27 protein-coding genes are annotated in these 24,197 nt (G+C 64.6%); 22 read left to right on the plus strand and 5 right to left on the minus strand.

Translation table 11 applies throughout. The annotated features are described in order from the left end of the window. The first annotated feature begins 5 nt into the window (after positions 1–5). Together GVL61_RS05545 and GVL61_RS05550 are read left to right on the plus strand one after the other, a co-directional pair. Positions 6–1,097, plus strand: a complete 1,092-nt coding sequence (locus GVL61_RS05545; RefSeq protein ID WP_159977811.1) for a hypothetical protein — start codon at positions 6–8, stop codon at positions 1,095–1,097. After that, the gene (locus GVL61_RS05550) at positions 1,094–1,519 is read left to right on the plus strand and encodes a type II toxin-antitoxin system VapC family toxin (RefSeq protein WP_159977813.1); all 426 of its coding nucleotides are present in this window, start codon (positions 1,094–1,096) and stop codon (positions 1,517–1,519) included. The genes GVL61_RS05545 and GVL61_RS05550 overlap by 4 nt, the downstream gene beginning before the upstream one ends. A gap of 27 nt (positions 1,520–1,546) precedes the next feature. On the opposite strand, the gene GVL61_RS05555 is transcribed toward GVL61_RS05550, so the two are convergent. Beyond that, positions 1,547–1,963: an HIRAN domain-containing protein gene (locus tag GVL61_RS05555; RefSeq protein WP_235037535.1), complete on the minus strand. Its 417-nt coding sequence runs from the start codon at positions 1,961–1,963 to the stop codon at positions 1,547–1,549. Between the two features lie 8 nt (positions 1,964–1,971). Next, positions 1,972–2,634: a S24 family peptidase gene (locus GVL61_RS05560; protein WP_159977815.1), complete on the minus strand. Its 663-nt coding sequence runs from the start codon at positions 2,632–2,634 to the stop codon at positions 1,972–1,974. 84 nt (positions 2,635–2,718) lie between these two features. On the opposite strand from GVL61_RS05560, the gene GVL61_RS05565 reads away from it, so the two are divergent. The 12 genes from GVL61_RS05565 to GVL61_RS05620 all read left to right on the plus strand — a co-directional run bounded on the left by GVL61_RS05565 (position 2,719) and on the right by GVL61_RS05620 (position 11,680). Further along, entirely contained in the window at positions 2,719–3,048 is a 330-nt protein-coding gene (locus GVL61_RS05565) for a YdaS family helix-turn-helix protein (RefSeq protein WP_159977817.1), read from the plus strand. Beyond that, positions 3,048–3,539 carry a hypothetical protein gene (locus GVL61_RS05570; protein ID WP_159977819.1) on the plus strand — a complete coding sequence of 164 codons (492 nt, stop codon included), beginning with the start codon at positions 3,048–3,050 and terminating at the stop codon, positions 3,537–3,539. The genes GVL61_RS05565 and GVL61_RS05570 overlap by 1 nt, the downstream gene beginning before the upstream one ends. Next, positions 3,539–3,844 carry an ogr/Delta-like zinc finger family protein gene (locus tag GVL61_RS05575; protein ID WP_159977821.1) on the plus strand — a complete coding sequence of 102 codons (306 nt, stop codon included), beginning with the start codon at positions 3,539–3,541 and terminating at the stop codon, positions 3,842–3,844. Before GVL61_RS05570 ends, GVL61_RS05575 begins: the two co-directional genes overlap by 1 nt. 98 nt (positions 3,845–3,942) lie before the next feature. Then, entirely contained in the window at positions 3,943–4,149 is a 207-nt protein-coding gene (locus GVL61_RS05580) for a hypothetical protein (protein ID WP_159977823.1), read from the plus strand. Beyond that, positions 4,146–4,325, plus strand: coding sequence for a hypothetical protein (locus tag GVL61_RS05585; RefSeq protein WP_159977825.1), 180 nt, complete (start codon positions 4,146–4,148; stop codon positions 4,323–4,325). The genes GVL61_RS05580 and GVL61_RS05585 overlap by 4 nt, the downstream gene beginning before the upstream one ends. 3 nt (positions 4,326–4,328) lie before the next feature. Next, entirely contained in the window at positions 4,329–7,058 is a 2,730-nt protein-coding gene (locus GVL61_RS05590) for a toprim domain-containing protein (protein ID WP_235037536.1), read from the plus strand. Positions 7,059–7,075: 17 nt separating this feature from the next. Then, positions 7,076–7,576: a hypothetical protein gene (locus GVL61_RS05595; protein ID WP_159977827.1), complete on the plus strand. Its 501-nt coding sequence runs from the start codon at positions 7,076–7,078 to the stop codon at positions 7,574–7,576. A 14-nt stretch (positions 7,577–7,590) separates the two neighbouring features. After that, on the plus strand, positions 7,591–7,833 hold the full coding sequence (locus tag GVL61_RS05600; RefSeq protein ID WP_159977829.1) for a DUF2312 domain-containing protein: 243 nt from the start codon (positions 7,591–7,593) through the stop codon (positions 7,831–7,833). A 196-nt stretch (positions 7,834–8,029) separates the two neighbouring features. Next, positions 8,030–8,308 carry a hypothetical protein gene (locus GVL61_RS05605; protein ID WP_159977831.1) on the plus strand — a complete coding sequence of 93 codons (279 nt, stop codon included), beginning with the start codon at positions 8,030–8,032 and terminating at the stop codon, positions 8,306–8,308. After that, positions 8,305–8,583, plus strand: coding sequence for a helix-turn-helix domain-containing protein (locus tag GVL61_RS25375; protein WP_159977833.1), 279 nt, complete (start codon positions 8,305–8,307; stop codon positions 8,581–8,583). Before GVL61_RS05605 ends, GVL61_RS25375 begins: the two co-directional genes overlap by 4 nt. A 4-nt stretch (positions 8,584–8,587) precedes the next feature. After that, a complete protein-coding gene (locus GVL61_RS05615) occupies positions 8,588–9,664 on the plus strand; it encodes a site-specific integrase (RefSeq protein WP_159977835.1) in 1,077 nt (358 codons plus the stop codon). A gap of 222 nt (positions 9,665–9,886) precedes the next feature. Continuing rightward, on the plus strand, positions 9,887–11,680 hold the full coding sequence (locus GVL61_RS05620) for an SLC13 family permease (protein WP_159977837.1): 1,794 nt from the start codon (positions 9,887–9,889) through the stop codon (positions 11,678–11,680). A 39-nt stretch (positions 11,681–11,719) separates the two neighbouring features. Here GVL61_RS05620 and GVL61_RS05625 read toward each other — a convergent pair whose 3' ends face one another. Further along, positions 11,720–13,555, minus strand: coding sequence for a potassium transporter Kup (locus GVL61_RS05625; protein ID WP_159977925.1), 1,836 nt, complete (start codon positions 13,553–13,555; stop codon positions 11,720–11,722). Between the two features lie 288 nt (positions 13,556–13,843). Between GVL61_RS05625 and GVL61_RS05630 the strand changes: the two genes are divergently transcribed. From GVL61_RS05630 to GVL61_RS05660, 7 genes are all read left to right on the plus strand, one after another. Further along, complete coding sequence (locus GVL61_RS05630; protein ID WP_159977839.1) at positions 13,844–14,155, plus strand: hypothetical protein; 312 nt, start codon at positions 13,844–13,846, stop codon at positions 14,153–14,155. 83 nt (positions 14,156–14,238) lie between these two features. After that, positions 14,239–14,340, plus strand: coding sequence for a K(+)-transporting ATPase subunit F (gene kdpF, locus GVL61_RS05635; RefSeq protein ID WP_043973685.1), 102 nt, complete (start codon positions 14,239–14,241; stop codon positions 14,338–14,340). 13 nt (positions 14,341–14,353) lie between these two features. Then, entirely contained in the window at positions 14,354–16,057 is a 1,704-nt protein-coding gene (gene kdpA / locus GVL61_RS05640; protein ID WP_159977841.1) for a potassium-transporting ATPase subunit KdpA, read from the plus strand. A gap of 11 nt (positions 16,058–16,068) precedes the next feature. Next, complete coding sequence (gene kdpB / locus GVL61_RS05645) at positions 16,069–18,087, plus strand: potassium-transporting ATPase subunit KdpB (RefSeq protein WP_159977843.1); 2,019 nt, start codon at positions 16,069–16,071, stop codon at positions 18,085–18,087. A gap of 16 nt (positions 18,088–18,103) precedes the next feature. Then, a complete protein-coding gene (gene kdpC / locus GVL61_RS05650; RefSeq protein ID WP_159977845.1) occupies positions 18,104–18,700 on the plus strand; it encodes a potassium-transporting ATPase subunit KdpC in 597 nt (198 codons plus the stop codon). Further along, positions 18,697–21,366 (plus strand): sensor histidine kinase KdpD, encoded by a 2,670-nt coding sequence (locus GVL61_RS05655; RefSeq protein WP_200844675.1) that lies wholly within the window; start codon positions 18,697–18,699, stop codon positions 21,364–21,366. Before kdpC ends, GVL61_RS05655 begins: the two co-directional genes overlap by 4 nt. After that, entirely contained in the window at positions 21,363–22,052 is a 690-nt protein-coding gene (locus tag GVL61_RS05660) for a response regulator (protein WP_159977847.1), read from the plus strand. The genes GVL61_RS05655 and GVL61_RS05660 overlap by 4 nt, the downstream gene beginning before the upstream one ends. Before the next feature lie 32 nt (positions 22,053–22,084). On the opposite strand, the gene GVL61_RS05665 is transcribed toward GVL61_RS05660, so the two are convergent. Beyond that, positions 22,085–22,663 (minus strand): DoxX family protein, encoded by a 579-nt coding sequence (locus tag GVL61_RS05665; protein WP_159977849.1) that lies wholly within the window; start codon positions 22,661–22,663, stop codon positions 22,085–22,087. A 70-nt stretch (positions 22,664–22,733) separates the two neighbouring features. Further along, positions 22,734–23,288 (minus strand): dCTP deaminase, encoded by a 555-nt coding sequence (gene dcd, locus GVL61_RS05670; protein ID WP_043973702.1) that lies wholly within the window; start codon positions 23,286–23,288, stop codon positions 22,734–22,736. 196 nt (positions 23,289–23,484) lie between these two features. Here dcd and GVL61_RS05675 point away from each other — a divergent pair, with 196 nt between their 5' ends. Beyond that, on the plus strand, positions 23,485–24,165 hold the full coding sequence (locus GVL61_RS05675) for a hypothetical protein (RefSeq protein ID WP_159977851.1): 681 nt from the start codon (positions 23,485–23,487) through the stop codon (positions 24,163–24,165). The last annotated feature ends 32 nt before the right edge of the window (positions 24,166–24,197 follow it).

The following is a 24,197-nucleotide window of genomic DNA, read 5'->3' on the forward strand; positions in this document are numbered from 1 at the left end:
CTAGAATGCCAATATTCAACGGGCCTTGGCTACCGGGTAGCTTCACGAAGAATTTTTCGTGGGGCAAAGGGCAAGGTCTTCGTAGGTTACACGAAAGCATCAACGTGGGCTTCAACGGTGAGTTGAAGCCCGTGCTGCGAGACGAATATCGTGCCCGTGTAGCAAATTTAGGCAGGCCAGATTTCATACCTTTAAACTTTTTCCTCTTCAATTCTGTTAAGGAAGGTAAGAGTTACCTTGCGGTCGATGAACTGATTTTTCAGGCTTTGACTGCGCCTCATAGTGAACGTTTCGACAAACTCGCGCTGTTTGCATTCAACCTAAGCATGGTTGGGAGTTGGAAGGGTGCACAAGCGGGTCAGCGCTACCCGGCTTTGTGGGCCCGAGCTTACATTGCCGATAGGCTAGCTGAGGAGCTTCAATGGGATACCGCAAACGTTTCCGCGACTGACATTGAAAAGTATTTGTCGGGCAGCGGCAAGTTTCAGGCAGAAACAACCCGCAAAGTAGCTACTAATCTGAATTATCTTTATAAAACAGGGGGGCTTGAAGGCCTCGCCTCAATCAGAATAAATAGATGGTGGGTTGATGCTCTTTTTCTTGCAATCGACCGTTTGATTGCAGATCGAGAACTCGACGGCGACAACACATCTGCGTCCGAACTGCCCTCACTCCTGCTGCAGTCGAAGTTTGCAGAACTCGCCGGTCCCAAAACTACAGAAAAATCCTTTGCGATGGCTCATTTGCTGTCGCTCTACCAAATATGTGGCGGCAAGCGGCGATTCGACCCCGACAGCGTTAAAGATCGCATATCGGTTATAATACCAGACTATGTTGCGGCGGCACCAAATGATCCCAGACCTCAAGGCGCGCTACACCCGACCAACCCCAGAATTCTCAAAACCATTCCTAGAGAATGCGCTCCTCTCGCGCAGGCGGTTGGTTTTCAAATCATCTGGGCAAGCGACTTGGAAGCTTTCAACCCGGAGGATTTCGTGCGCGATAGGGCGACACAAGCGATTACTAATCTTAGTCAACAAGGGGTCGTACCTCGGCTGACTGCTGAACAATTGCACAAGTTGACGAGGGGCGAATGACAGCTTTCTTTGACACCAGCGCTGTTATCGCGTTGTCGGACCCGCAGGAACCAAATCATGCTTGGTCTATGTCCGAGTTTACCGCTCGGCAGGCAGAAGGGCCGATCGTAATTAGCGATGTGATCTATGCCGAGGTTTCGGTGGGAATGAACGCTCGGGAGGATGTCGACGCTATCATTCAACAGTTTGGTCTCGAAAGGGCTGAGCGCGACGACGGCGCATTATTCGACGCCGCTAAAAGGTTTCATAAATACAAGAAAAAAGACGGAGGCCCTAAGTTGAACGTACTCCCTGATTTTTTCATTGGTGCGGCCGCGCGATCTTTAGATATCCCTCTTGTCACCGCAAATCCAAAAGATTTTCGGCACTTCTTTAGCGGCTTACGAATTGTCCATCCCAATGGGGAAGAAGTGGTACCTTAACCATCTCCGTCGAGCGTCCCGCATGTTCTAATCATCCGGCCAAATCTCATCTGGATAGAAATCTGGCTCGGGATCGAACAGAGGAACGTCTGGATCATCCGGCTCAACCAGCATGGCGCCTGTCAGCTGGGGTGCTGCTCCGTCAAACGATACGCGGATCCAAGCACCGAAATCAGCCTTTCGCTGGAACACAGCCTGGGCATCGAAACTTGAGATGAGCGCCCCCAAGCGGGGTGCGCGCTCAGCACTGATGTAGCCGATCTGCACATCACGGATGGAAAAAACCGCGATGGCATGCGGGTCATTCTTGTTGCGGGGCTCGGGCACCAGCGTGACCGGCTCGCCGGCTTGGCACAGCAGCGTTTCGAACTGCCGATTGGAACCGTCAGCATTGGGAAAAGCAGCGCCTACAACCGCAAGCGACATTGATGGCGGGGTAGTCATCGCTCGGCTCAGGTTCTGCGGAATACCCCGGCCACGCGGCCGATGATGTAGACGTCGCTCGGGTCGACAATCTCCTCCGGCACCTGGGCGTTGTCAGCCATCAGCTTGTATCTGCCGTCCGGCATCACGCGCACGCGCTTGATCGTGCCGAAACCGCCGAAGTCCAGCGCCCAAATTCCTTCCTGCCGGTCGAAGGTGCGCTGCGATCGGTCGATCAGTACGATGTCGCGGTCGTTGATGGTCGGGTACATACTGTCCCCCATCGGCTTGACGATGGACAGTTGCGCGCCCGACGTGTGGGTGAAGTTACTAACCCATTCTTCCGGAATCCAGCGCGCAACCCTTTCGACGTGCGATCCGTCAAGAAAGCCAGCGCCCATCCCGAGAGAAAGATCGATTTCCTCGACCTTCACCAATCCCATCTGCGCAGCGATCTCTTCGGGTGACGGCGGGATGAACGCGTCTTCCGCAGGGTCGTCAACCTCACCTTCAAGATAAGCCGCCGTAGTTTGCAGCAGGCGGGCAATCTTATGGAGGTAGCTCGACCCCGACGAATGCCCGGTGACGATCTTGCCGATTGTCGCCTGACTGACGCCTACAGCGCGCGCAAGCGAGGACTGAGAATAGCCCATAGCCTTCATTCGTTCGGCGACACGCTCGGCGTTGATCATGCTCGCACTCTACAACTTTGGTCATATTCCGAAATCATACAATTCCTATTGACCAGTCTATAGCGAAGGTTGTAGTTCGATCTCATGGACAAGGTAGTCACCCCATTTGAGGCATTGCAGCACGGCGTTGCGATTGCTGGCGGACAGTCGGCTACGGCTCGCATATGCAAGGTTTCTCAAACAGCTGTCTGGAAATGGCTGCAAAGCGGAAAGCGGCTTCCCGCAGAACATGTGCTGCCAATGTCTGCGGCAACGGGCATCTCGCCCCACACTTACCGCCCCGACATCTACCCGCTTTCCCTTGTGATCGAGGAACCTGACTACACCGAAGAGTGTGGGCCAGTCCTAACCACAAAGGTGGACCCCGTCGTTTGCGATCATCCGGCGAAAGCGCAACGGAAAGACGTCGCCTGATGACGAAGCTCCGCACACCCCTGTCATTCTCCCTCGCGATCACGACCGTTGCTGGCGCGATCGGTTGGAAAGCTGCCGCCAAGGTAACGCGCCGTTCTGTGCGCACCGTGCGCCACTGGAGCGAAAGCGACCGCCATGGAACGCCCACCCTCGATCAGGCTATCGCCCTGGACCGCGCCTTTATCGAGGCCGGCGGCGATCATGGGCCGATCCTGGCTTGCTACGGCCTGCAACTGGACGTGGCGATGGTCGACGCCGTCGCCTGCCGCGCTGCCCTGGCAGAAGACGTTGCTCTGTTCTCCCGCGAAACCGGCGAAGCTGTCGGCCGCTGCATTCAGGCCCTCGCGCCGGGCGCTTCGCCTGCGATGATTCAGGCCGCCATCCTTGAGACCGAAGAAGCTGACGCGGTTGTTCCGCGCCTCCTCGGCCGTCTGAAAGCACTTCTGCCCGGCCATGGGGCCGGGCGTGAAGCCAATGGGGTGATCAAGTAATGCGCGGTCAACGGGTTCAACTCCCGCACGTCAACTGCCCGGCCTGCGGGGGCAGGGCATTTGCGCAGACGGTAGGCAAGAAAAGCCTGCTGTTTCGCGAACTCTACTACGCATGCCGCAACCCGGATGCGTGTGGCCATGTGTTCGTCGTCGAAATGATGGCGACGCGGACCACGAAGCCGAGCCGGTTTCCGGCGCCGCTCCACAAGCTGCCGATGACGACGTGGCGCGAAGCCGCGAACGACCGTGCAGCCAACGATGATGGTCCCCCCGACGAACCGGAATCGAGCGCGACCGTCACCTGAACTGACGGCCGCGCCGAACTGACCTTCTGATCCTGATGATTTCGAACCCGGCTCGCTTCCGGGAACGCCCCAGCTTTGCCTACTCACCGGAGCCCTCAATGCATCTCCCAAACCATAGCCAGTTCAGCGCGGCGCTCCAGCAGCCCCGCCAGCGGCCGGCCTCAACACCAACTCTGTTCGCCGCATGGCGCGCCGTGTGGCGCGAAGCCCCGGCCGAAGTGCAGCGCGATCTCCTGCGCCTCGCCTTCATGACGCCTGCCATGCTGGAGGTGTTCGTGCTGGTCTGGTGGATGACACCGGCATGATCCGCTCCAGTGAGATCGTCCGCGAAGGCCGCGACGCTGTGGTCGCGGAGAAGTTCCGCGGCGAGCGCCCTGCCGCCAATCCCTACAGCCGCGCGTCGAAGCGCCACATGTTCTGGCAGCACGGCGCTGATCAGGCGCGCGTGGCGGCTGACCGCGTCCTGCAGATCGGAGCCTGACCGATGGACATGCGGGACGATATCCGCCGCGCCTTGATCCCGCTGCTCAAGGCCGATTTCAAATGGAAAAAGGAAACCGGCACTTGGCTGCGTCAGGGTAAGTGCCCGGACTGCAACGAGGCTTCGGTTTTCACCCATGAGCAAAGCCCGTGGGTGCTCAAGTGCGAACGCACCAACAAGTGTGGCTGGGAAGGCTCGTCCCGCGACCTTTATCCCGAGATCTTCGATACGTGGTCGAACCGCTTCAAGAAGACGCCCGAGAACCCTGCCGCCGCCGCCGACGCGTACCTGAGTGATGCGCGCAGGCTCAACCTGCTCGGTATGCGCGATGCGTACTCGCAGGAGTACTTCCACGACGAAGCCCGCAAGATCGGCTCGGCTACCGTGCGCTTCCCGCTGCCCGGCGGCAGCTGGTGGGAACGCCTGATCGACCAACCCGGCCGGTTCGATCGCAAGGCCCGCTTCGCTTACGGCAAAACCTACAAGGGGCAGGCCTGGCAGCGTCCAGACGTGTCGATCGAGGACATGGCCAACGCGCCCAGCATCTGGTTTGCCGAAGGCATCTTCAACGCCTGGGCGCTGGAGCAGGCCGGTCAGCGCGCCGCGTCGACCATGTCGAGCAACAACTACCCGGCCGAATTCCTCAAGCATTTGCGCACCCACATCGCAGCCTCCGACACGCCGTTCCGCAAACCCAAGATCGTGTTCGCGTTCGACGTCGGCGCCGCCGGCACGAAGGCGAGCCGGGAATACGTCGAGAAGGCGCGCGGCGAGGGCTGGGATGCCACTGCCGCGCAGCCGATGGGCGAGGACGAAAACGGCAAGGAACTCGACTGGAACGACCTACTCGTCTTCGACCGCTTAGGCGAGACGCACCGGGCCGAATACCTGTGGCACGGCCGGGTGCTGCTCGCTGCGACAGCGCAGGAAAAGGCGTTCCTGATCTGGGATAAGCACCGGTGGAACAGCTTCAATTTCACCTTCGGCAACCGGACGTACTGGTGTTCGATCGACATCTCGATCGTGCAGGAGAAGATTGACGAGTACCGCCGGGGCCGCACCCGTGAATTGAAGGAAATCGACAAGGACGAGGAGGCGACGATCCGCGAGGAAGCCTCCCGCGAGGCCCTGTCGGTCGAAGAAATCGCCAACTGCGCCTTCCGCGTCCTCTACCGCCAGCGTGACGAGGCGACAGACGAGACGAAGTTCTTCCTCAACATCACCTATCCGAGCGGCAAGCGTCCTTCAGCCAAGGGCGATTTCACCGCCGCCCAGCTGCGCAAGGCCTCGAACTTCGAGGACCGTCTGTTCGCTTTCGGCGGCGTCTGGACCGGCAACGCCCACCAGTTGACCCGCATCCTGCAGCAGCAGACGCCGGATCTGCCCGATGTGCGCCCGCTGGGCTTCACGGGCTACGACCGGGAATCGCAGGCCTACATCTTCGGCCCGATCGCCGTCTTTGGTGGCCGGGTCTACAAGCCAAACGAGAACGAGTTTTTCCAGATCGGCAAGAAAGCCCTCAAACTGGGCACGTCTGAAAAGCTTCTCGATATCGACTATGATCCCGACCACCTGGACGTCAGCTGGCTCCCGTATCTGTGGACCGCGTACGGTCCCAAAGGCATCGTCTGCCTGACCTTCTACTTCGCCTCCCTGTTCGCGGAACAGGTGCGCGGCGAGATGAAGAGCTTCCCTTTCCTCGAAATGCACGGCCTGCCCGGCACCGGTAAGACCACGCTGGTCGAGTTCCTGTGGAAGCAGCTCGGCCGCGAAAATTACGAAGGGTTCGACCCTGCCAAGGCCACGCCGGCAGCAATGGCCCGCAACCTCGGGAAGGTGGGCAACCTGCCCGTCGTCCTGATCGAGGGCGACCGGCGCGAAGAGGCCACCCATTCCAAGCGGTTCGAATGGGAGGAACTGAAAACCGCCTACAACGGCCGGTCGGTGCGGTCGCGCGGCGTGAGGAACGGCGGGATGGAAACATTCGAGCCGCCGTTCCGGGGCGCCATCATCATCGAACAGAACGAACCTGTGAACGCCTCACGCGCGGTGCTGGAACGCATCATGTCGCTTGGCTTCGACATGGCGGGCTGGTCGGCCGACACGAAGGCGGCGGCAGAGCGTCTGGAGCAATGGCCGATCGAGAAGATATCCGGCTTCATCGTCCACGCGGCGAAGCGCGAGACCGAGATCATGGCCCGGTTCCGCCAGGCTTTCGCGCAGTACGAAGCCGAACTGCTGGCGCTGCCGGCGATCCGCACCAACCGCCTCGCCAAGACGCACGGCCAGCTGCTCGCCTTCCTTGATGCGATCCGTACCATAGTGCCGCTCAGCGATGATCAGCAGGCCGCGACGGCCCGCTTCATCGTCGAAATGGCCACCACGCGCCAGACGGCGATCAACAGCGAAGACCCTGTCGTCAGCCTGTTCTGGGAACGCTTCGATTACCTCGAGGAAAACGAGGATGCGTCGGGGCTGTCCGGTCACATCAACCATCATCGCCGCCACGACGAAGGCCTGATCGCCGTCCGCTTGAACGAGATGGAGGCCCGCTGCGCTGACAAGCGCCTGGCACTGCCCACCCACGCCGAACTCATCCGGGCGCTGAAAACCTCGAAAAACCGCCGCTTCATCGAAGTGTGCCCGGTCAATTCCCGAAACGACAACGTCGGCGCCGTGCGCTGCTGGATCTTCAAGGACAGCAACCGCGCCGCTGGCGACCGCAAATCCTGAAATCGAAAGGACGAACCATGCGTACCGTTCCCTCGCTTCTGTCCATGCTGGACGATCCTGCCGCTGCGCCCGAACCGCTCGCGCCCGTCGTGATGCCCTGGGACTATATCCAGATGCGGCGCCTCTCTGCTGGCCTCTCGATTGAGGATGCGTCGAAGCCCTTCTGGCACCGCCCCGAACACCGCGCCGATGTCGAACGCAACATGAGCCAGATCGAGACGGTCGGCTTTCGGGTGAAGCGCCTATGGGACATGTCGCGGTCATTCCGCCTGAACCTGACGGTCTACCGCCAGCTTTGCGACACCCCGCCCGACACGCACCCGCGCCTTTGCCTCGCATGCGGTTGGGACGAATGGTCCCACCAACTCGATGCCGAGGGCTTCGATTGCGCGTGGTCCGCCGCAAATCCGGAAATCTGCACCCTCTGCGAACAGATCAAGCGGGCGAAGTTCAAGCCCCGGCCCGCGAACACCCAGCCCCATTCCCATACCGCCCGCGCCAGCCAGCGCGCCGCCTGACCCAAGGAAGTCCCATGTCCGAGACGAATTCCACCGAAGACCGCCTTCGCCTGCTGATCGAGCGCGTCGAGCGCCTGGAAGAAGAAAAGAAGGGCATCAGCGACGATATTCGCGATGTCTACAGCGAGGCGAAAGCCGTCGGCTACGACACCAAGGTCATGAAGGTTATCGTGAAGCTGCGCCGTATGCAGCCCGACGATCGCCGCGAAATGGACATGATCGTTGATACCTACAAGAACGCGCTGGGGATCGACTGATCATGCGCCGCCAGCCCACCGACGCCGTCCACGGGATCGGGTGCAATTGCCGCCGCTGCGTTCCGCCTACGCGCCGTGACCTCCGCATACAACGCGTCATCAAGATCGCCGCGCGAGCCGCATTCGTAGTGGCCGCCGTGATCGCGATCCCATTCATCATCGTCATCGCCCTGTCAGGTGCGAAAGGAGACAATCGATGAGGTTCTTATACCTCGAACCCGCCAAGGACTGGATCGACCAGTCGGTGGCAGAGCGTATGCGCCTGTGCGCGGAAGCGCTCTACGCCCACCATCTGATCAGTCTTCGCCACTTCAACCGCATAACGTCGAGCATCAGTCAGACCGCTGCCCGTCAGCTCGACTTGCGCAGTCGCAATCGCAGACGGACTTTTGAGTGCCGGCGATGTGACGACACCGGGTACGTCGATCATGCGGGCTTTGCGCAGGAACCGTGCGATCATAAGGTCGGGCCATGAATCGGGAGCCGCTTCTTCTTACTGAGGCCGAGGCGGCTTTGCGCCTGCAGGTATGCACTCGCACGCTACGGAAGGCTCGACACTCGGGCCTTCTGCACTACGTGTTGATCGGGCGCTCCATCCGTTACACCATGGCGGATCTCGAATCGTATATCGAACGTTTACGTCAGGTTCAGCCGAATTGCCCGCTCAAGGAGCCTACCCGCCGCATATCGCTACCCTCTCGCAAGGGCGGCGAAATCGTGCCGTTCACGGAGCGCAACCGGCGCCGGTGATCGCGTGACCGTCTACAAGCCCAAAGGCAAGCCGCACTACCATTACGATTTCCAGTTCCGGGGCCGGCGGTTCTATGGATCCACCGGCTGCGACACGAAGCGCGCCGCCGAGGCGTTTGAGCGCCGGGAACGCCATCGCGCCGCGAACCCTGATCTTCAACGCCCTCCGATCACGCTCGATCAGGCGGCCAGCCTTTACCAGGACCACGCCGAACTTCTGCCCAGCTGGCCCACCATCAAGTATCTGATCGCGGAATTGATCTCGGGGCTGGGCGGCAACAAGCTCCTTTCGGAGATCACCCAGCGCGAGTTGCAGATATTCTTCGCGCGCCGCCGCGACGGCCGGTCGAGCGCGTCCATCAACCGCGAGATCGAGAACGCCCGAGCCGTCTGGCGCCGTGCCCAAGGCACGAAATATGACATCGGTGAAATGCCCGACTGGAAGCAGCTACGGCTCAAGGTTCCCGCATCACCCCCGCGCGAACTGCAACTCCTAGAAGAGGACAAGCTGCTGCTGGCGATGCGCAACGATGTGATCGATGCCGTCGACTTCCTGCTCAAATCCGGATGGCGGCGCGGCGAAGTGCTGGGTCTGTGCTGGGCCGATGTCAACATCCCCCGCAAGGTCGCCGTCACGCGGATCAAGGGAGGCGACATCGTCACCCGCCCGCTGACCACCGCTCTTGTCGAGATCATCGCCCGGCAACCGCAGAGCAAGGACGAGAACGACGAGATTGTGCCGTTCGTTTTCACCTACGTTTGCCAGAAAAGCCGGGGCGCGCGCCGCAAGGGCAAGCGCTACCCCCTGACACCGACCGCATTGCGCAAGCCGTTCGCCCAGGCGCGCACTGCCGCCGGTGTCGAGAACTTCCGCATCCACGATCTACGCCACACGCGCGGCACCCGCATCGTGCGCGCCACCGGCTCGCTGGCGGCCGCCAAGGAAGCCCTAAAGCACAAGCGCATCGAAACCACGCTGCGCTACGCACACGTCCTTGACGACGACGTCAGAAACGCGCTCGAAGCAAGCGAGTCCCGACATAGTCCCGACCAAGCGGAACAGGTGAAGAAGAAAGCCTAGAGATTGTGCGGGTTACGGCCCGTTAGACGGTCGCCGTGTAAACGAGATGCTCTACCAACTGAGCTAACCGCCCGCTTTCGCGATGGCGGCGCTATTGCTGCGTTTTCGCGCTCCCGTCAATGCCCGAAGATGTGAACGATATTATACCGTGCCCGGCACCGGGCGGCTTGCCGTGCATTTCCCGTCGATTGAACTGCATTTTCCCCTGTCATTCGAGGCTTGATGAATTTTCACCAATGGCTGTCCATCGCCGTTCTGGCGGGCATGATGGCGCTCTTCATCTGGGGCAGGTTCCGCTATGACGTGACGGCAGTGATTGCCCTGCTCGTCGCCATGGCACTGGGGCTGGTCACACCGGAGAAGGCATTCCTGGGCTTTTCCGACGATATCGTCATCATCGTAGCTTCCGCGCTGGTGCTTTCGGCAGCGGTGCAGCGGTCCGGGCTGGTCGAAAAGGCAGTGGCCTGGGCTGGGCAATACCTCAAGCGTACCGGGTCGCAGCTACTGGTGCTGACCGCCTCCGTCGGCATCGCCTCGGGCCTTATCAAGAACATCGGAGCGCTGGCGATGCTGATGCCCGCTGCCGGACAACTGGGTCGCAAGAGCGGGACCAACCCTTCGCGTTTCCTTATGCCGATGTCCTTCGCGGCGCTGCTGGGCGGGCTGACCACGCTGGTCGGCACATCGCCCAACATCATCGTCAGCCGCGTGCGCGAGCAGATGATCGGTGAGCCCTTCACCATGTTCGATTACCTGCCGACCGGCCTTGGCCTGCTGGTGATCGGCCTGATCTTCCTGCGCCTGTTCTACTGGCTTCTTCCCGCCGACCGGCGCGCGGCGGCAACCATGGGCGAGGCGCTCAACATCTCGGACTACACCATCGAGGCACGGGTGCGCGAGCAATCGCCGGTGGTAGGCAATACTGTGGCCTCCTTCATGAAGGAGCACGACGGCGAGATCGACGTCACCGCCGTACTGCGCCGCGGCCTGGCCGGCGATGTGCGGCCCGATCTCGTCATCGATGCCGATGACGTGCTGATCCTTGCGGGCGATCCCGATGCGCTGGAACGCGCCGTAGCCGCCTCGCAGCTCGACCCGAGCGGGCACGGCGAGGACGACGGGGAGGAGGGCGACGACAAGGCCGCAGACCCCCGCGACGATGTGGGCGTGATCGAGGGCGTGGTCACCGCGCGCTCGGCGCTGGCGGGCAGTTCGGCGGGGCGGCTGATGCTGCGCGACCGGCTCGGCCTGAGGCTCGTGGCGATCTCACGCGAGGGTGAGAGCCTGCGTAACAAACCCGCCAGCATCGTGATGCAGCCGGGCGACGTGATCGTGTTGCAGGGCATTCTCTCGGCGATGCCCGGACGGCTCAGGCAGCTTGGCGTGCTCCCGCTGGCAGAGCGCCAGATCAGCCTTGGCATGACCCGCAAGGGCTGGCTGGCGGTGGCGATTCTCGCCGCCGCGATGCTGGCGACGGCAACCGGGCTGGTCCCGGTCGCGGCTGCGTTCTTCACTGGTGCAGGGCTGGTGATCATCACCGGCGCGCTGCCGGTGGACGATGCCTACGAGGCGGTGGAATGGCCGATCCTCATCATGCTGGGCGCACTGATCCCGGTCAGCGGCGCGCTGCAATCGACGGGTGCCTCGGACGTGCTGGCGACGCAGCTGGCAGCGCTGGCGTCGGACCTGCCGCCCTGGGGGGCGGTAGCGCTGGTACTGGCAGCATCGATGGCCGTAACGCCGTTTCTCAACAATGCCGCGACGGTGCTGGTCATGGCGCCGATCTCGGCCGTGTTCGCGGGCGACCTGGGCTATCGGCCGGATGCGTTCCTGATGGCGACGGCGATCGGGGCAGGCTGCGATTTCCTCACCCCGATCGGCCACCAGTGCAATACGCTGGTGATGGGACCGGGCGGTTACCGCTTCGGCGACTATGCGCGGTTGGGAGCGCCGCTATCGCTGCTGGTGCTGGTGCTGGGTACACCGCTGATCATGCACTTCTGGCCGGTCCATTGACCTCCCTTCCTCCCCTCCCCGTTTCAGGGAGGAAGGAGGTCAGATTTCCAGCTGGCTGCCCAGTTCGATCACGCGGTTGGTGGGCAGCTTGAAGAATTCCATCGCGCTCTGGGCATTGCGCACCATCCAGGCGAACAGCTTCTCGCGCCAGATCGCCATGCCCGGTCGGCTGGACGCGATCAGGGTTTGGCGTGAAAGGAAGTAGCTGGTTTCCATCGCCCGGAAAGGCCCGCCCGCACGGTGCTCGGCGGCGAGTTCGGCGGGAACGTCGATCTCGTCCATGAAACCGTGGCGCAGGACCACGCGGTAGAAGCCCTGCCCCATATCCTCAACGCTGCAGCGCTTCGGCGCGGAAACGTGGGGGACTTCCAGTGTCTGGACGGTGAGGATCACAACCCGCTCGTGCAGGATGTGGTTATGCTTGAGGTTATGCAGCAGCGCGTGCGGCACTCCCTCGGCGGCGGAGGAGAGGAATACCGAGGTGCCGGCGACGCGGCGCACGCGCTCTCCCACGGACTTCAGGAACAGGTCGAAAGGGATCGAATCCTCGCGCAGGCGCTCCAGCACGATGCGACGGCCGGTAGCCCAGGTGGTCAGCATCAGGAAGACCACCGCAGCGACCAGCAGGGGGAACCAGCCGCCGTCGGGAATCTTGGTCACGTTCGAGGCGAAGTAAAGAGCATCAACCAGCAGGAATGCCATCGTCAGCAGCACCGAAACGACCGGGTTCCACTTCCACACCGCGAATGTCAGCACGCCCAGCAGGCAGGCGGTAATGACCATCGTCCCGGTCACCGCGATGCCGTAAGCAGCGGCAAGACTGCTCGAACTGCCGAAACCGAAGACGAGCAGCAGCACCATGATGAGCAGCCCCCAGTTGACCAGAGGAATGTAGATCTGCCCTGCAGCGCGGGCGCTGGTGTGGAGTATCTTGAGGCGCGGCAGGAAGCCCAGCTGCACCGCCTGCTGCGATACCGAATAGGCGCCCGAAATCACGGCCTGGCTGGCAATGATCGTTGCCATCGTCGCCAGCGCGACGAGCGGCAGGCGCGCCCATTCGGGGGCCATGAGGAAGAACGGATTGGACGCCGCCTCTGGGCTCCCCAGCAGCAGCGCGGCCTGGCCGAGGTAGTTGAGCATGAGACATGGGAACGCGACGTAGAGCCACGACACCATGATCGCTTTGCGCCCGAAATGGCCCATGTCGGCATAGAGCGCCTCTGCGCCCGTCACCGCCAGTACCACCGAACCCAGCGCCAGGAAGGCCAGCTTGGGGTCGATCAGGAAAAATTGCAGCGCGTGGACCGGGTTCAGCGCGGCAAGGATGCCGGGGTGCTGCAGGATGCCGTTCACCCCCAGCACCGCGAGGACCGCGAAGTAGACGATCATCACCGGCCCGAACAGCTTGCCCATCGCCGCCGTCCCGCGCGACTGGATCGCGAACAGGCCGATGAGGATGCCGGTAGAGATCGGCAGCACCCAGTCGGCGAAGGCCGGGTTCACCACGGTCAGCCCCTCCACCGCAGACAGCACCGAGATGGCGGGGGTTATGATCGCATCGCCGTAGAACAGCGCCGTGGCTATCACGCCCAGGCCGGCGATCAGCGGGGTCAGGCGATTTTCGCCCAGTTCCCGCCGGATCAGCGCCAGCAGTGCCAGACTGCCGCCCTCGCCCTTGTTGTCGGCGCGCAGGATGATGAAGACGTACTTGATCGTGACGATCAGCATCATCGTCCAGAAGATCAGCGATAGGACGCCGAAGATATGCGGCTTGTCCACCACCAGCGGATGGTGGCCCACGAAGCTCTCCTTCATCGCATAGAGCGGTGAAGTGCCGATATCGCCGAAGACGACGCCGATGGCACCCAGCGCCATCGCGGGAAGGCCTTCGCGCTGATGGCTTTCATCAGAAGGCGGGGCATCAGAAGGCGGGGCATCCGACGGCGAGGCATCCGACGGCGAGGCATCAGACGAGGGTGCACCAATGGCGGGGACACCATGGCCCGTGGCAGAATCGCTCATGAAACCGAAATACGGCCCCGCGCGCGGGAGCGCCACGAACTTTATGGTTTCTTTATGGGCGAAGGCCCCATTCCCCGTGGAACCTTAACGCGCTGAAGGTCCATTTGGGTGTCCGTCCCGCAAGTCGACGGATTCCCGACCATGCACATGTCCCCTTTCTTTCGCTCGAAGTTCGCCTCGCTGCGGCGGGGTGAGCGCTGGTGGCCCGCCGAGATAGCCCTGCGCGCACTGGGCCTCGCCCTGCTCGCCGGATGCTGGCGTCTGACGCTCGCCGCCAGGGCCATGGCGATGCAGCCTGCGCCGCATCCCGCAGGCGCGGCCGATCTTGCCGTCTGCGCCGGCGTTGTCGTGCTGCTCTGCGCCGGGCTGATGCTTGGCATGGAGGGGCCGGGCTTGCTGCGCGACGTGCCGCTGACGGACTGGTTCACCCATACAAGAGGTTCCCGCTCATGACCGATCTCCTCTGGCTGGCGGTGCTCGCCGGGCTGTTCGCGCTCACCCTCGCCTTCGCGCGGCTCTGCGAGAAGGCGTGAGCGATGACACATCCATCAGATTTGGCTCTCATCCTCGCCGGAGCGACCGCGCTCGGCCTGCTCGTCTATCTCCTCGCCGCGCTGCTGCGGCCCGAGAAGTTCTAGGAAAACCAAGGCCATGACCATTCAGGGCTGGAGCCTCATCCTCCTGTTCACCGCGCTTGTCGTGGCGCTTGCCAAGCCCATGGGGGCGTGGCTTTTCGCGCTTTACGAAGGGCGCACCACGCCGCTGCACCGCGTCCTCGGCCCGGTGGAGCGCAGCTTCTACCGCCTCGGCGGCATCGACCCCGACGAAGAGCAGCACTGGCTGCGCTATGCCCTGCACATGCTCGTGTTCCAGCTTGCACTGCTGGTCTTCACGTATGCAGTCCTGCGCCTTCAGGGCCTATTGCCGATGAACCCGCGCGGCCTTGCCGGGATCGGTGCGGAAGGAGCCTTCAACACCGCCGTCAGCTTCACCACCAACACCAACTGGCAGTGGTATTCGGGCGAGGCGGCGCTTTCCAACCTGTCCCAGATGCTGGGCCTGACGATCCACAACTTCCTCTCGGCGGCGACCGGCATTGCCGTGGCTTTCGCACTGTTTCGCGGCTTCGCCCGGCGCGAGGCGAAGACCGTCGGCAATTTCTGGGCCGATTGCACCCGCGTCACCCTGTACCTGCTGCTGCCCGCCTGCATCGTCTACGCCCTGTTCCTGATCGCCAGCGGCGTGCCACAGACGCTTTCCGCCATGGTCGATACGACCACGCTGGAAGGCGCAAAGCAGGCCATCGCGCTCGGCCCGGTCGCCTCGCAGGAGGCGATCAAGATGCTGGGCACCAATGGCGGCGGCTTCTTCAATGCCAACTCCGCGCATCCCTTCGAAAACCCCACCGCGCTGACCAATCTGGTACAGATGCTGTCGATCTTCGCGCTGGGAGCAGGGATGACCTGGTGCTTCGGCAAGGCTGTGGGCAATACCCGGCAGGGCTGGGCAATCCTGGCCGCGATGATGGCGCTGTTCCTTGTCGGCACCGCCGTCGCCTACTGGCAGGAAGCGGCGGGCAACCCGGTGCTGCACCAGCTTGGCGCACCCGGCGGCAACATGGAGGGCAAGGAAGTCCGCTTCGGCATTGCCGCCAGCGCCCTGTTCTCGGTCGTCACCACCGCTGCTTCGTGCGGCGCGGTCAATGCCATGCATGACAGCTTCACGGCGCTGGGCGGCATGGTTCCGCTCATCAACATCCAGCTGGGTGAGGTGGTCGTCGGCGGCGTGGGCGCGGGTATCTACGGCTTCCTGCTGTTCGCACTGCTGGCGGTCTTCGTCGCCGGGCTGATGGTGGGGCGCACCCCCGAATACGTCGGCAAGAAGATCGAGGCGCGCGAGGTGAAGCTGGCCGTCCTCGCCATCGCGGTGCTGCCGCTGTGCATCCTGGGCCTGACCGCGCTGAGCGCCGTCTTGCCCGCAGGCCTTGCAGGGCCGCTGAACAAGGGCCCGCACGGCTTCACCGAAATCCTCTACGCCTTCGCCTCGGGCGCGGGCAACAACGGGTCGGCCTTTGCCGGGCTTTCGGCCGGCACGCCGTTCTACAACGGACTGCTGGGCGCCGCGATGTGGATCGGGCGGTTCTTCGTGATCGTGCCCGTGCTGGCCATCGCCGGCAGCCTTGCCGCCAAGCGCCACACGCCCGCCACTTCAGGGTCTTTCCCGACCACCGGCCCCTTGTGGATCGGCCTGCTGATCGGGGTGATCCTGATCCTTGGCGGCCTCACGTTCCTGCCCAGCCTCGCCCTTGGCCCCATCGCCGATCACATCGCGATGATCGCCGGCCAGCTGTCCTGAAGGCGCATCCCATGACCACCCAGACACCTACATCCATGTTCTCGGCAAAGCTGGTCCGCCCCGCGATCGGCGAGGCGTTTCGCAAGCTGGAACCGCGCCAGCTGATCCGCAACCCGGTGCTGTTCACCACCGCCGTCGTCGCGCTGCTGCTCACCGTCCTGCTGATCATCGGCCGCGAACCGCTGCCCGCCGGTTTCCAGATCCAGCTCATCGGCTGGCTCTGGCTCACGGTCCTGTTCGGCACCTTCGCCGAGGCGCTGGCCGAAGGGCGCGGACGGGCGCAGGCCGCTTCCTTGCGCGCCACCCGCTCGGAACTCAGCGCGCGGCTGCCCGATGGCCGCACCCTCGCCGCCTCACAGCTGAAGAAGGGCGATGACGTGATGGTCGCCGCCGGAGAACTGATCCCGGCGGACGGCGAAGTCGTTGCCGGTGTCGCCTCGGTCAACGAGGCCGCGATCACCGGAGAAAGCGCCCCCGTCATCCGCGAGGCCGGCGGCGACCGCTCCGCCGTCACCGCCGGCACCCGAGTCATCTCCGACGAAATCCGCGTCCGGGTGACGCAGGAGGCGGGCCAGGGCTTTCTCGACCGCATGATCGCGCTGGTCGAAGGCGCAGAACGGCAGAAGACCCCCAACGAGATCGCCCTCACCATCCTGCTCGTCGGCCTCACCATCGTGTTCCTGATCGCCGTCGCGACGATCCCGGCCTTCGCGCATTATGCGGGCGGCTCGATCCCCGTCGCAGTGCTGGCGGCGCTGCTCATCACGCTGATCCCCACGACCATCGCCGCGCTGCTGTCCGCCATCGGCATTGCCGGCATGGACCGTCTGGTGCGCTTCAACGTCCTCGCCAAGTCGGGCCGCGCGGTCGAGGCGGCGGGCGACATCGACGTGCTGCTGCTCGACAAGACCGGCACGATCACCGTGGGCGACCGTCAGGCCAGCGAATTCCGCCCTGTCGGCGGCGCCAGTCCCGCCGCGCTGGCGGAAGCCGCGATGCTGGCCAGCCTTGCCGACGAAACGCCCGAAGGCCGCTCGATCGTTGTCCTCGCCCGTGAGCGTTTCGGCCTTGCGCTGACGCTGCCCGGCGATGCGGAAGTGATCTCCTTCACCGCGCAGACCCGGCTCTCTGGCATCAAAAGCGCAGCTGGCCTCGTCCAGAAGGGCGCCGTCGATGCGGTGCTGCGCGCCAACCCCGAAGCCGCCGCCTCTCCCGTGGCCGCCGAACTGCGCCGCCAGTCCGAGGAAATCGCTCGCCTCGGCCAGACCCCGCTCGCGGTGGCCCGCGACGGACGGCTGATCGGCCTCGTCGCGCTCAAGGACGTGGTCAAGGCGGGCGTGCGCGAACGCTTCGGCGAACTGCGCCGCATGGGCATCCGCACGGTGATGATCACCGGCGACAACCCGCTCACCGCCGCCGCCATCGCCGCCGAGGCCGGCGTGGACGACTTCCTCGCCGAGGCCACGCCCGAAGACAAGCTGGCGCTGATCCGGCGCGAGCAGCAGGGCGGCAGGCTGGTAGCGATGTGCGGCGACGGCACCAACGACGCCCCCGCGCTCGCCCAGGCCGACGTCGGCGTCGCCATGAACACCGGCACCCAGGCCGCGCGCGAGGCGGGCAACATGGTCGACCTCGATAGCGATCCCACCAAGCTCATCGAGATCGTCGGCCTTGGCAAGCAGCTGCTGATGACGCGCGGCGCGCTGACCACGTTCTCGGTCGCCAACGATGTGGCCAAGTACTTCGCGATCATCCCGGCCATGTTCACCGCGCTCTATCCGGGGCTGGGCGTGCTCAACGTGATGGGCCTCGCCAGCCCGCAGAGCGCGATCCTTTCGGCCATCATGTTCAACGCGCTCATCATCCCGGCGCTGGTGCCCCTCGCCCTGCGCGGCGTGACGTACCGCCCGATGGCCGCCGGGCCGCTGCTGGCGCGCAACCTCGGAGTCTATGGGCTGGGCGGACTGGTGGCGCCGTTCGCCGGAATCAAGCTGATCGACCTTGCCGTCTCCTGCCTCCACCTCGTCTGACACGGGAACTATCGACATGTCCCACGACCTCACCTCCGCCCTGCGCCCCGCGCTGGTGCTCACCGCGCTTTTCGCGCTGCTTCTGGGCCTTGCCTACCCGCTGGCCCTCACCGGCATCGCGCAGGCCCTGTTCCCCGCGCAGGCCAACGGTAGCCTGATCGAGCGAGGCGGCCGCGTCGTCGGCTCGCACCTGATCGGGCAGGCCTTCGCCGCGCCGGGCTACTTCCACGGCCGCCCCTCCGCCGCCGGGGCCGGGTACGACGCCATGGCCTCGTCCGGCTCCAACCTCGGCCCTGCCAGCAAGGCGCTGGCGCAGCGGGTCGCAGGCGATGTCGCCAAATTGCAGAAATCACCGGGAACCAACGTTCCGTCCGACCTGGTGACGACTTCCGCCTCGGGGCTGGACCCCCACGTCAGCCCCGAGGCGGCCCTTTGGCAGGTGGACCGTGTCGCCGCCGCACGCGGCCTCGACCCGGCGCGGGTCAGGGCGCTGGTCACGCTGCACGAGGAACACCCCCTGCTCGGCTTCATCGGCGAGGACCGCGTCAACGTCCTCGAACTCAATCTGGCCCTCGACAGCATGGCCGGGACCGGCGCACAAGCAGCCCGGTGAACCTGCCCGACAACCCTCTAAGGCCCGACCCCGACGCCCTGCTCCGCGCCGCAGCGCGCGAGGAGCGCGGCCGCCTCAAGGTGTTCCTTGGGGCGGCTCCGGGCGTGGGCAAGACTTACGAGATGCTGGGCGAAGGCGCCGCGCGCCGCGCTGCCGGGACCGACGTGGTGGTCGGCGTGGTCGAAACCCACGGCCGCGCCGAAACCGCCGCCCGCCTGCGGGGGCTGGAAATCGTCCCCCTGCAGCGCATCGCCTACGAAGGCCACGCGCTGGAGGAGATGGACATCGACGCGGTGCTGGCGCGCCGCCCCGCCCTCGTGCTGGTGGACGAACTGGCGCACACCAACGCGCCCGGCAGCCGCCACGACAAGCGCTGGCAGGACGTGGAGGAACTGCTCGATGCCGGGATCGACGTCTGGTCCACCCTCAACGTCCAGCACCTCGAAAGCCTGAACGACGTCGTCGCCTCGTTCACCCACGTCCGGGTGCGCGAAACCCTGCCCGACCGCATGCTGGACGCCGCCGACCTCGAAGTGGTCGACATCCCGCCCGACGAACTGATCGAGCGCCTGCGTCAGGGCAAGGTCTATGTCCCCGAGGAAGCGGGCCGCGCGCTGGGCAACTTCTTCTCCAAGTCCAACCTTTCCGCCTTGCGCGAACTGGCGCTGCGCCGCGCCGCGCAGGCGGTCGACGCGCAGATGCTGGAGCATGTGCGCGCCCACGCCATGGCCGGAACCTGGGCGGCGAGCGACCGCGTCGTCGTCGCCGTCAGCGAGCAGCGCGCAGGCATGGAACTGGTCCGCACCGCCAAGCGCCTCGCCGATGCGCAGCGCGTGCCCTGGACCGCCGTCCACATCGAGACCCCGCGCACCGCGCGCCTCGATGCCGCCGACAATGCCCAGCTGGCCGAAACCCTCCACCTCGCCGCGCAGCTGGGCGGGCAGGTGGCGAGTGTACCCGCCGAAAGCGTCCTCGCCGGCCTCAGCCAGTTCGCCGCCGAGGCGCGCGCAACGCAGCTGGTCGTGGGCAAATCCAGCCGCTCACGCTGGTTCGAGCTGCGCCACGGCTCGATCGTCGACGCGCTGGTGCGCGGGCGCGGGCACGGCATGGCGCTTTACGTACTGCCGATGGACACGCCCCCGCCCCGCCGCCGCGCCCACGACCTGCATCTGGGCAGCTGGGGCACTATGGGCGGCTACCTCGTCTCCCTGGGGCTGACGCTGGCGGTGACGCTGGCAGGCGCGCTGATCGGATCGAGCGGGACGATCACGGACCTTGGCATCATCTACCTCGTACCGGTGATGCTGGCGGCGACCCGGTACGGCCTGCGGACGGGGATCGTCACCGGCCTTGCCTCCTCGCTCGCCTACAATTTCTTTTTCATCCCGCCCACGCATACGCTGACGATCGAGGACCCGCGCAACATCGTTACCGTGCTGGTGCTGCTGGGCGTGGCGATCTTCGCCAGCCAGCTCGCCGCGCGGGTGCGCGAACATGCCCTGCAGGCGCAGGCCAGCGCGGCGCGCAGCAATGCCCAGGCCGGTTTCGCGCGCCTCCTCACCGCGATCAGCCGGCCGGAGGAACTGGCGCAGGTCCTCTGCGCCGAGATCGGTCGCATCCTCGGCGGCAATGCCGTGCTGCTGATGCCGGGCGATCAGGGGCTGACCCTCCACGCCAGCTGGCCGGGGCCCGCGCACCTCGAAATGCTGGACATGGCCGCCGCGCGCTGGGCCTTCGAGAACGACCAGCCCGCCGGGCGCGGTTCGGACACGCTCACGGCCTCGGAATGGCTGTTCCACCCGATCGCGGCTGGCCAGACCTGCCTCGGCGTGTTCGGCCTGTCGCGCAGCGATGCGCGCGCGCCGGTGCGGCCCGACCAGTTGCCGCTGCTGCTCAGCCTGCTCGACCAGGGCGGGCTGGCGCTGGAGCGTATCGCGCTGGAGGCCCAGATGGCCGAACTGGTGCAGGTGCGAGAGCGGGACCGGCTGCGCCAGACGCTGCTGTCCTCGGTCAGCCACGACCTGCGCACGCCGCTCACCACGATGCTGGGTTCGCTGGCAGAACTGCGCGCATCCGAACCGGCGCAGGCGGGCCTGCTGGCACAGGCGCGCGGCGCGGGCGAGCGGCTGCACCGCTTCGTCGGCAACCTGCTCGACATGGTCCGCATCGAGGCAGGCGCCCTGCACGGCACCACCGAGCCGGTGGACCTTGCCGAAGCCGTCGCCGCGGTGCTTGAGGACATGCGCGCGGTGCTGTCGGGCTACACGGTGGAAGCGGTGATCCCGTTCGACACGCCTATGGTGATGGTGGACCCGCAGCTGTTCCAGCACTGCCTGCTCAACCTGCTGGATAACGCTGCGAAGCACGGCGATCCGGGCCGCGAGATCACCGTGCACGCCCACCGTACCGCCAGCGGTATCGACCTAGACGTCCTCGACGCCGGCCCTGGCATCCCCGAGGGGGAGGAGGAGCGCATCTTCGGCACGTTCGCCCGCATCGAAGGCTCGGACCGAAAGGGCGGGTCTGGCCTCGGCCTCGCCATCGTCAAGGGGTTTGCGCAGGCCATGGGCCTCACCGTATCCGCCGCGAACCGCGAGGACGCGGCGGGCGCCCGCTTCACCCTGCATTTCGACCACGACCACCTCAAGGAATGGCCCGAGGAATGAGCGCAAACCCTGTGACCGTTCTCATCGTCGATGACGAACCGGCGATCCGCCGCCTGTTCCATGCCGGCCTGACGCGCGCTGGTTACCGTGTGGTGGAAGCAGCCACTGCGCGCGAGGCGATGGCCGCGCTCGATATCGACAAGCCCGAAGTGGTTCTGCTCGACCTCGGCCTGCCAGACCGCGACGGGCTGGAACTGATACCGCTGATGGCAGGGCGCACTGCAGTTCTCGTCGTCTCCGCGCGCGATGAAACCGCGCAGAAGATTGCCGCGCTGGATCTCGGCGCGGACGACTATGTAGCGAAACCCTTCGACAGCGAGGAAGTCCTTGCCCGCATCCGCACCGCCCTGCGCCGCCGCCTGCCGGAAGGCCCCGCAGGCCAGCAGGTACGTGTGGGCGCGGTGGAAATAGACCTCATGGCCCGCGCCGTGCGCAAGGCAGGAACGGAAGTCCACCTGACGCCGAAGGAGTACGGCTTCCTTGCGGAACTGGCGCGCAATCCGGGGCGGGTCATCACCCACGCCCAACTGCTGCGCGCGGTCTGGGGGCCGGGCCATGACGACGACGTGGAATACCTGCGCGTCGCGGCAAGGGGCGTGCGCCGCAAGCTGGAGGACAAGCCCTCCGAGCCGATCCTGCTCCGCAACGAACCCGGCGTGGGTTACCGGCTGACGATGGGCGACTGACGGCCCATCGCCCTTGCTAGTCGAAGTCGTCCTTACCAGTCGAAGAAGCGGCGGCGGCGCGTTACGGGCACGCCGTTTTCCGTGACGACGGTGCGCGGCTCGTAGGCTGCAGGCGCTGCGGCAACCACGGGACCACCCTTTTCCAGCGCATCGGCGCGGGCCTCGGCGCGCGCAGCCCGCAATTCGGCGTCGCGCACCCGTTCGTCGGCGTCGCGGGCAGCGAGTTCTCCGCGTCGCTCGCTGGTGATGGCGTAGTAGTGGCTCCACATCTGGCTATGCGCAAAGGCCAGCGCGAGGCCGCCGATGATCGCGCAGTTCTTGAGCATCATCACCCGCTGCATCGGATCGCCAACCTGCGAGTGGAAGAACAGGATGGTCATCGCGGTGAAACCGGCCAGCAGGATCGCCACCAGCCGGACCATGAACCCGGCGGCGAGGCACAGGCCCGCGATAAGCTCGAACAGGCCGGTGGGAATGGCGAGGCCCGATGGCAGGCCAGCGGCGACGATCATCGTCTCGGTGCCGCCGATGTCCATCAGCTTTCCTGCGCCGGAGAAGATGAAGATCAGGGCGATCAGGAAGCGCCCGATTATGGCGGCGATCTTCGACAAGGCACGTCTCCCGGCAATTATTACATGCCGGGAGAAGCGGGCGCGCGGGCGATTTGTTCCCGCGTGTCAGTTACAGCCTTGGCAGCGTTACTCCGCGCTGGCCCATGTACTTGCCCGCCCGGTCGGCATAGCTGACCTCGCACGGCTCATTGCCCTGCAGGAACAGGAACTGGCAGGCGCCTTCATTGGCGTAGATCTTGGCGGGCAGCGGCGTGGTGTTGGAGAACTCCAGCGTCACGTGGCCTTCCCAGCCCGGCTCCAGCGGGGTGACGTTCACGATGATCCCGCAGCGCGCATACGTGCTTTTACCCAGGCAAATAACGAGAACGTCCTTGGGTACGCGGAAGTATTCCACCGTGCGGGCCAGCGCGAAGGAGTTGGGCGGGATCACGCAGCAGTCGGTCTTGCGGTCCACGAAGGAATTGCTGTCGAAGTTCTTGGGATCGACCACCGCCGAATCGACGTTGGTGAAGATCTTGAACTCGTCCGCCACCCGCGCATCGTAGCCATAGGAGGACAGGCCGTAGGAAATGCATCCGTCACGGCGCTGCGCCTCCACGAACGGCTCGATCATGCCGTGTGCCTGTGCCTGGGTGCGGATCCACTTGTCGCTCTGAATTGCCATGGCCGGGTGATTGCCCAAGCCGTGCGGGTCGGCAAGTGCGAAACGTCCAATTGTCCACGCCCGGCGTTAATCGTCTAACTTGCAAACCGGCGGAGGTGATGCAGTCCACCGCCGCAGGACCACGTCTGACCTCCAGACCCACCGTCCCGGCGCCTTCGAGATTGCCCTGCCCTGAGGCGGGCGATAGTTGCTTCCCATGATCCGTGCAGCCACACATACCCCCGCCCTGTTCGCCCCGATGCTGATGGTGCTGGCCGCCCTCACCGGTTGCGAGGCAGAGCCTGATGCGAATGCCGCCGCAGCAGCGCCGCAGCGCAGCCGGGGCGACGATGCCGCGCTGGTCGTCCGCGAAAAGGCGCAAACGGAGTGGCTGAAACGCACCCTCGAAACACCCGGACATGCCGCAGTCTATGAAGCTGCGCTGGAGCAGGCGCGCGGGCGGGCGGATCACTGCTCCACCGATCGCTGCCGCTCGGTCGGCCAGCAGCGCCGCGATTCGCGGCTGGACTTCGCGGAAGGCCAGGCCGCCACGGTGGACAACCTGCCGTTCGAATCCGGGCAGTTCGCGCGGATGGAAACCGGCTTCACCGGCCCCGTGCGCATTGTCCCGCTGATCGATGGGCGAGCGATGCTGGTCGTCTCGCTATCGTTCAAGGGCAAGCCTGCCTGCGCGCTGGACGGGGTGATGACCAAGGACGACAACGGCACGAACTGGACCGTCTCCTCGCTGGAAGAGGGCCTGCCCACGCTGGTTCTCAAGCCGCGCGGCGACAAGGCCTTCGACCTCGCTTATGCCGATGCCGGCCACCAGCCAAACAACACCGATTATTGCGGCGCAGGCACAGCTATCGACGGGCGCTACACAATCGCGGGTTAAGTACGCGCGCCTTATTCCAAGGTTAACACACG

Origin of the sequence: Novosphingobium sp. 18050, from assembly GCF_902706195.1 — a bacterium.
In the GTDB taxonomy this organism is placed as follows: Bacteria; Pseudomonadota; Alphaproteobacteria; order Sphingomonadales; family Sphingomonadaceae; genus Novosphingobium.

Bases quoted from the DNA above. Each gene is read 5' to 3' on its own strand.
- GVL61_RS05545 (WP_159977811.1), top strand. From the start codon at position 6: ATGCCAATATTCAACGGGCCTTGGCTACCGGGTAGCTTCACGAAGAAT.
- GVL61_RS05550 (WP_159977813.1), top strand. From the start codon at position 1,094: ATGACAGCTTTCTTTGACACCAGCGCTGTTATCGCGTTGTCGGACCCG.
- GVL61_RS05555 (WP_235037535.1), bottom strand. From the start codon at position 1,963: ATGACTACCCCGCCATCAATGTCGCTTGCGGTTGTAGGCGCTGCTTTT.
- GVL61_RS05560 (WP_159977815.1), bottom strand. From the start codon at position 2,634: ATGATCAACGCCGAGCGTGTCGCCGAACGAATGAAGGCTATGGGCTAT.
- GVL61_RS05565 (WP_159977817.1), top strand. From the start codon at position 2,719: ATGGACAAGGTAGTCACCCCATTTGAGGCATTGCAGCACGGCGTTGCG.
- GVL61_RS05570 (WP_159977819.1), top strand. From the start codon at position 3,048: ATGACGAAGCTCCGCACACCCCTGTCATTCTCCCTCGCGATCACGACC.
- GVL61_RS05575 (WP_159977821.1), top strand. From the start codon at position 3,539: ATGCGCGGTCAACGGGTTCAACTCCCGCACGTCAACTGCCCGGCCTGC.
- GVL61_RS05580 (WP_159977823.1), top strand. From the start codon at position 3,943: ATGCATCTCCCAAACCATAGCCAGTTCAGCGCGGCGCTCCAGCAGCCC.
- GVL61_RS05585 (WP_159977825.1), top strand. From the start codon at position 4,146: ATGATCCGCTCCAGTGAGATCGTCCGCGAAGGCCGCGACGCTGTGGTC.
- GVL61_RS05590 (WP_235037536.1), top strand. From the start codon at position 4,329: ATGGACATGCGGGACGATATCCGCCGCGCCTTGATCCCGCTGCTCAAG.
- GVL61_RS05595 (WP_159977827.1), top strand. From the start codon at position 7,076: ATGCGTACCGTTCCCTCGCTTCTGTCCATGCTGGACGATCCTGCCGCT.
- GVL61_RS05600 (WP_159977829.1), top strand. From the start codon at position 7,591: ATGTCCGAGACGAATTCCACCGAAGACCGCCTTCGCCTGCTGATCGAG.
- GVL61_RS05605 (WP_159977831.1), top strand. From the start codon at position 8,030: ATGAGGTTCTTATACCTCGAACCCGCCAAGGACTGGATCGACCAGTCG.
- GVL61_RS25375 (WP_159977833.1), top strand. From the start codon at position 8,305: ATGAATCGGGAGCCGCTTCTTCTTACTGAGGCCGAGGCGGCTTTGCGC.
- GVL61_RS05620 (WP_159977837.1), top strand. From the start codon at position 9,887: ATGAATTTTCACCAATGGCTGTCCATCGCCGTTCTGGCGGGCATGATG.
- GVL61_RS05625 (WP_159977925.1), bottom strand. From the start codon at position 13,555: ATGGCGCTGGGTGCCATCGGCGTCGTCTTCGGCGATATCGGCACTTCA.
- GVL61_RS05630 (WP_159977839.1), top strand. From the start codon at position 13,844: ATGCACATGTCCCCTTTCTTTCGCTCGAAGTTCGCCTCGCTGCGGCGG.
- kdpF (WP_043973685.1), top strand. From the start codon at position 14,239: ATGACACATCCATCAGATTTGGCTCTCATCCTCGCCGGAGCGACCGCG.
- kdpA (WP_159977841.1), top strand. From the start codon at position 14,354: ATGACCATTCAGGGCTGGAGCCTCATCCTCCTGTTCACCGCGCTTGTC.
- kdpB (WP_159977843.1), top strand. From the start codon at position 16,069: ATGACCACCCAGACACCTACATCCATGTTCTCGGCAAAGCTGGTCCGC.
- kdpC (WP_159977845.1), top strand. From the start codon at position 18,104: ATGTCCCACGACCTCACCTCCGCCCTGCGCCCCGCGCTGGTGCTCACC.
- GVL61_RS05660 (WP_159977847.1), top strand. From the start codon at position 21,363: ATGAGCGCAAACCCTGTGACCGTTCTCATCGTCGATGACGAACCGGCG.
- dcd (WP_043973702.1), bottom strand. From the start codon at position 23,288: ATGGCAATTCAGAGCGACAAGTGGATCCGCACCCAGGCACAGGCACAC.
- GVL61_RS05675 (WP_159977851.1), top strand. From the start codon at position 23,485: ATGATCCGTGCAGCCACACATACCCCCGCCCTGTTCGCCCCGATGCTG.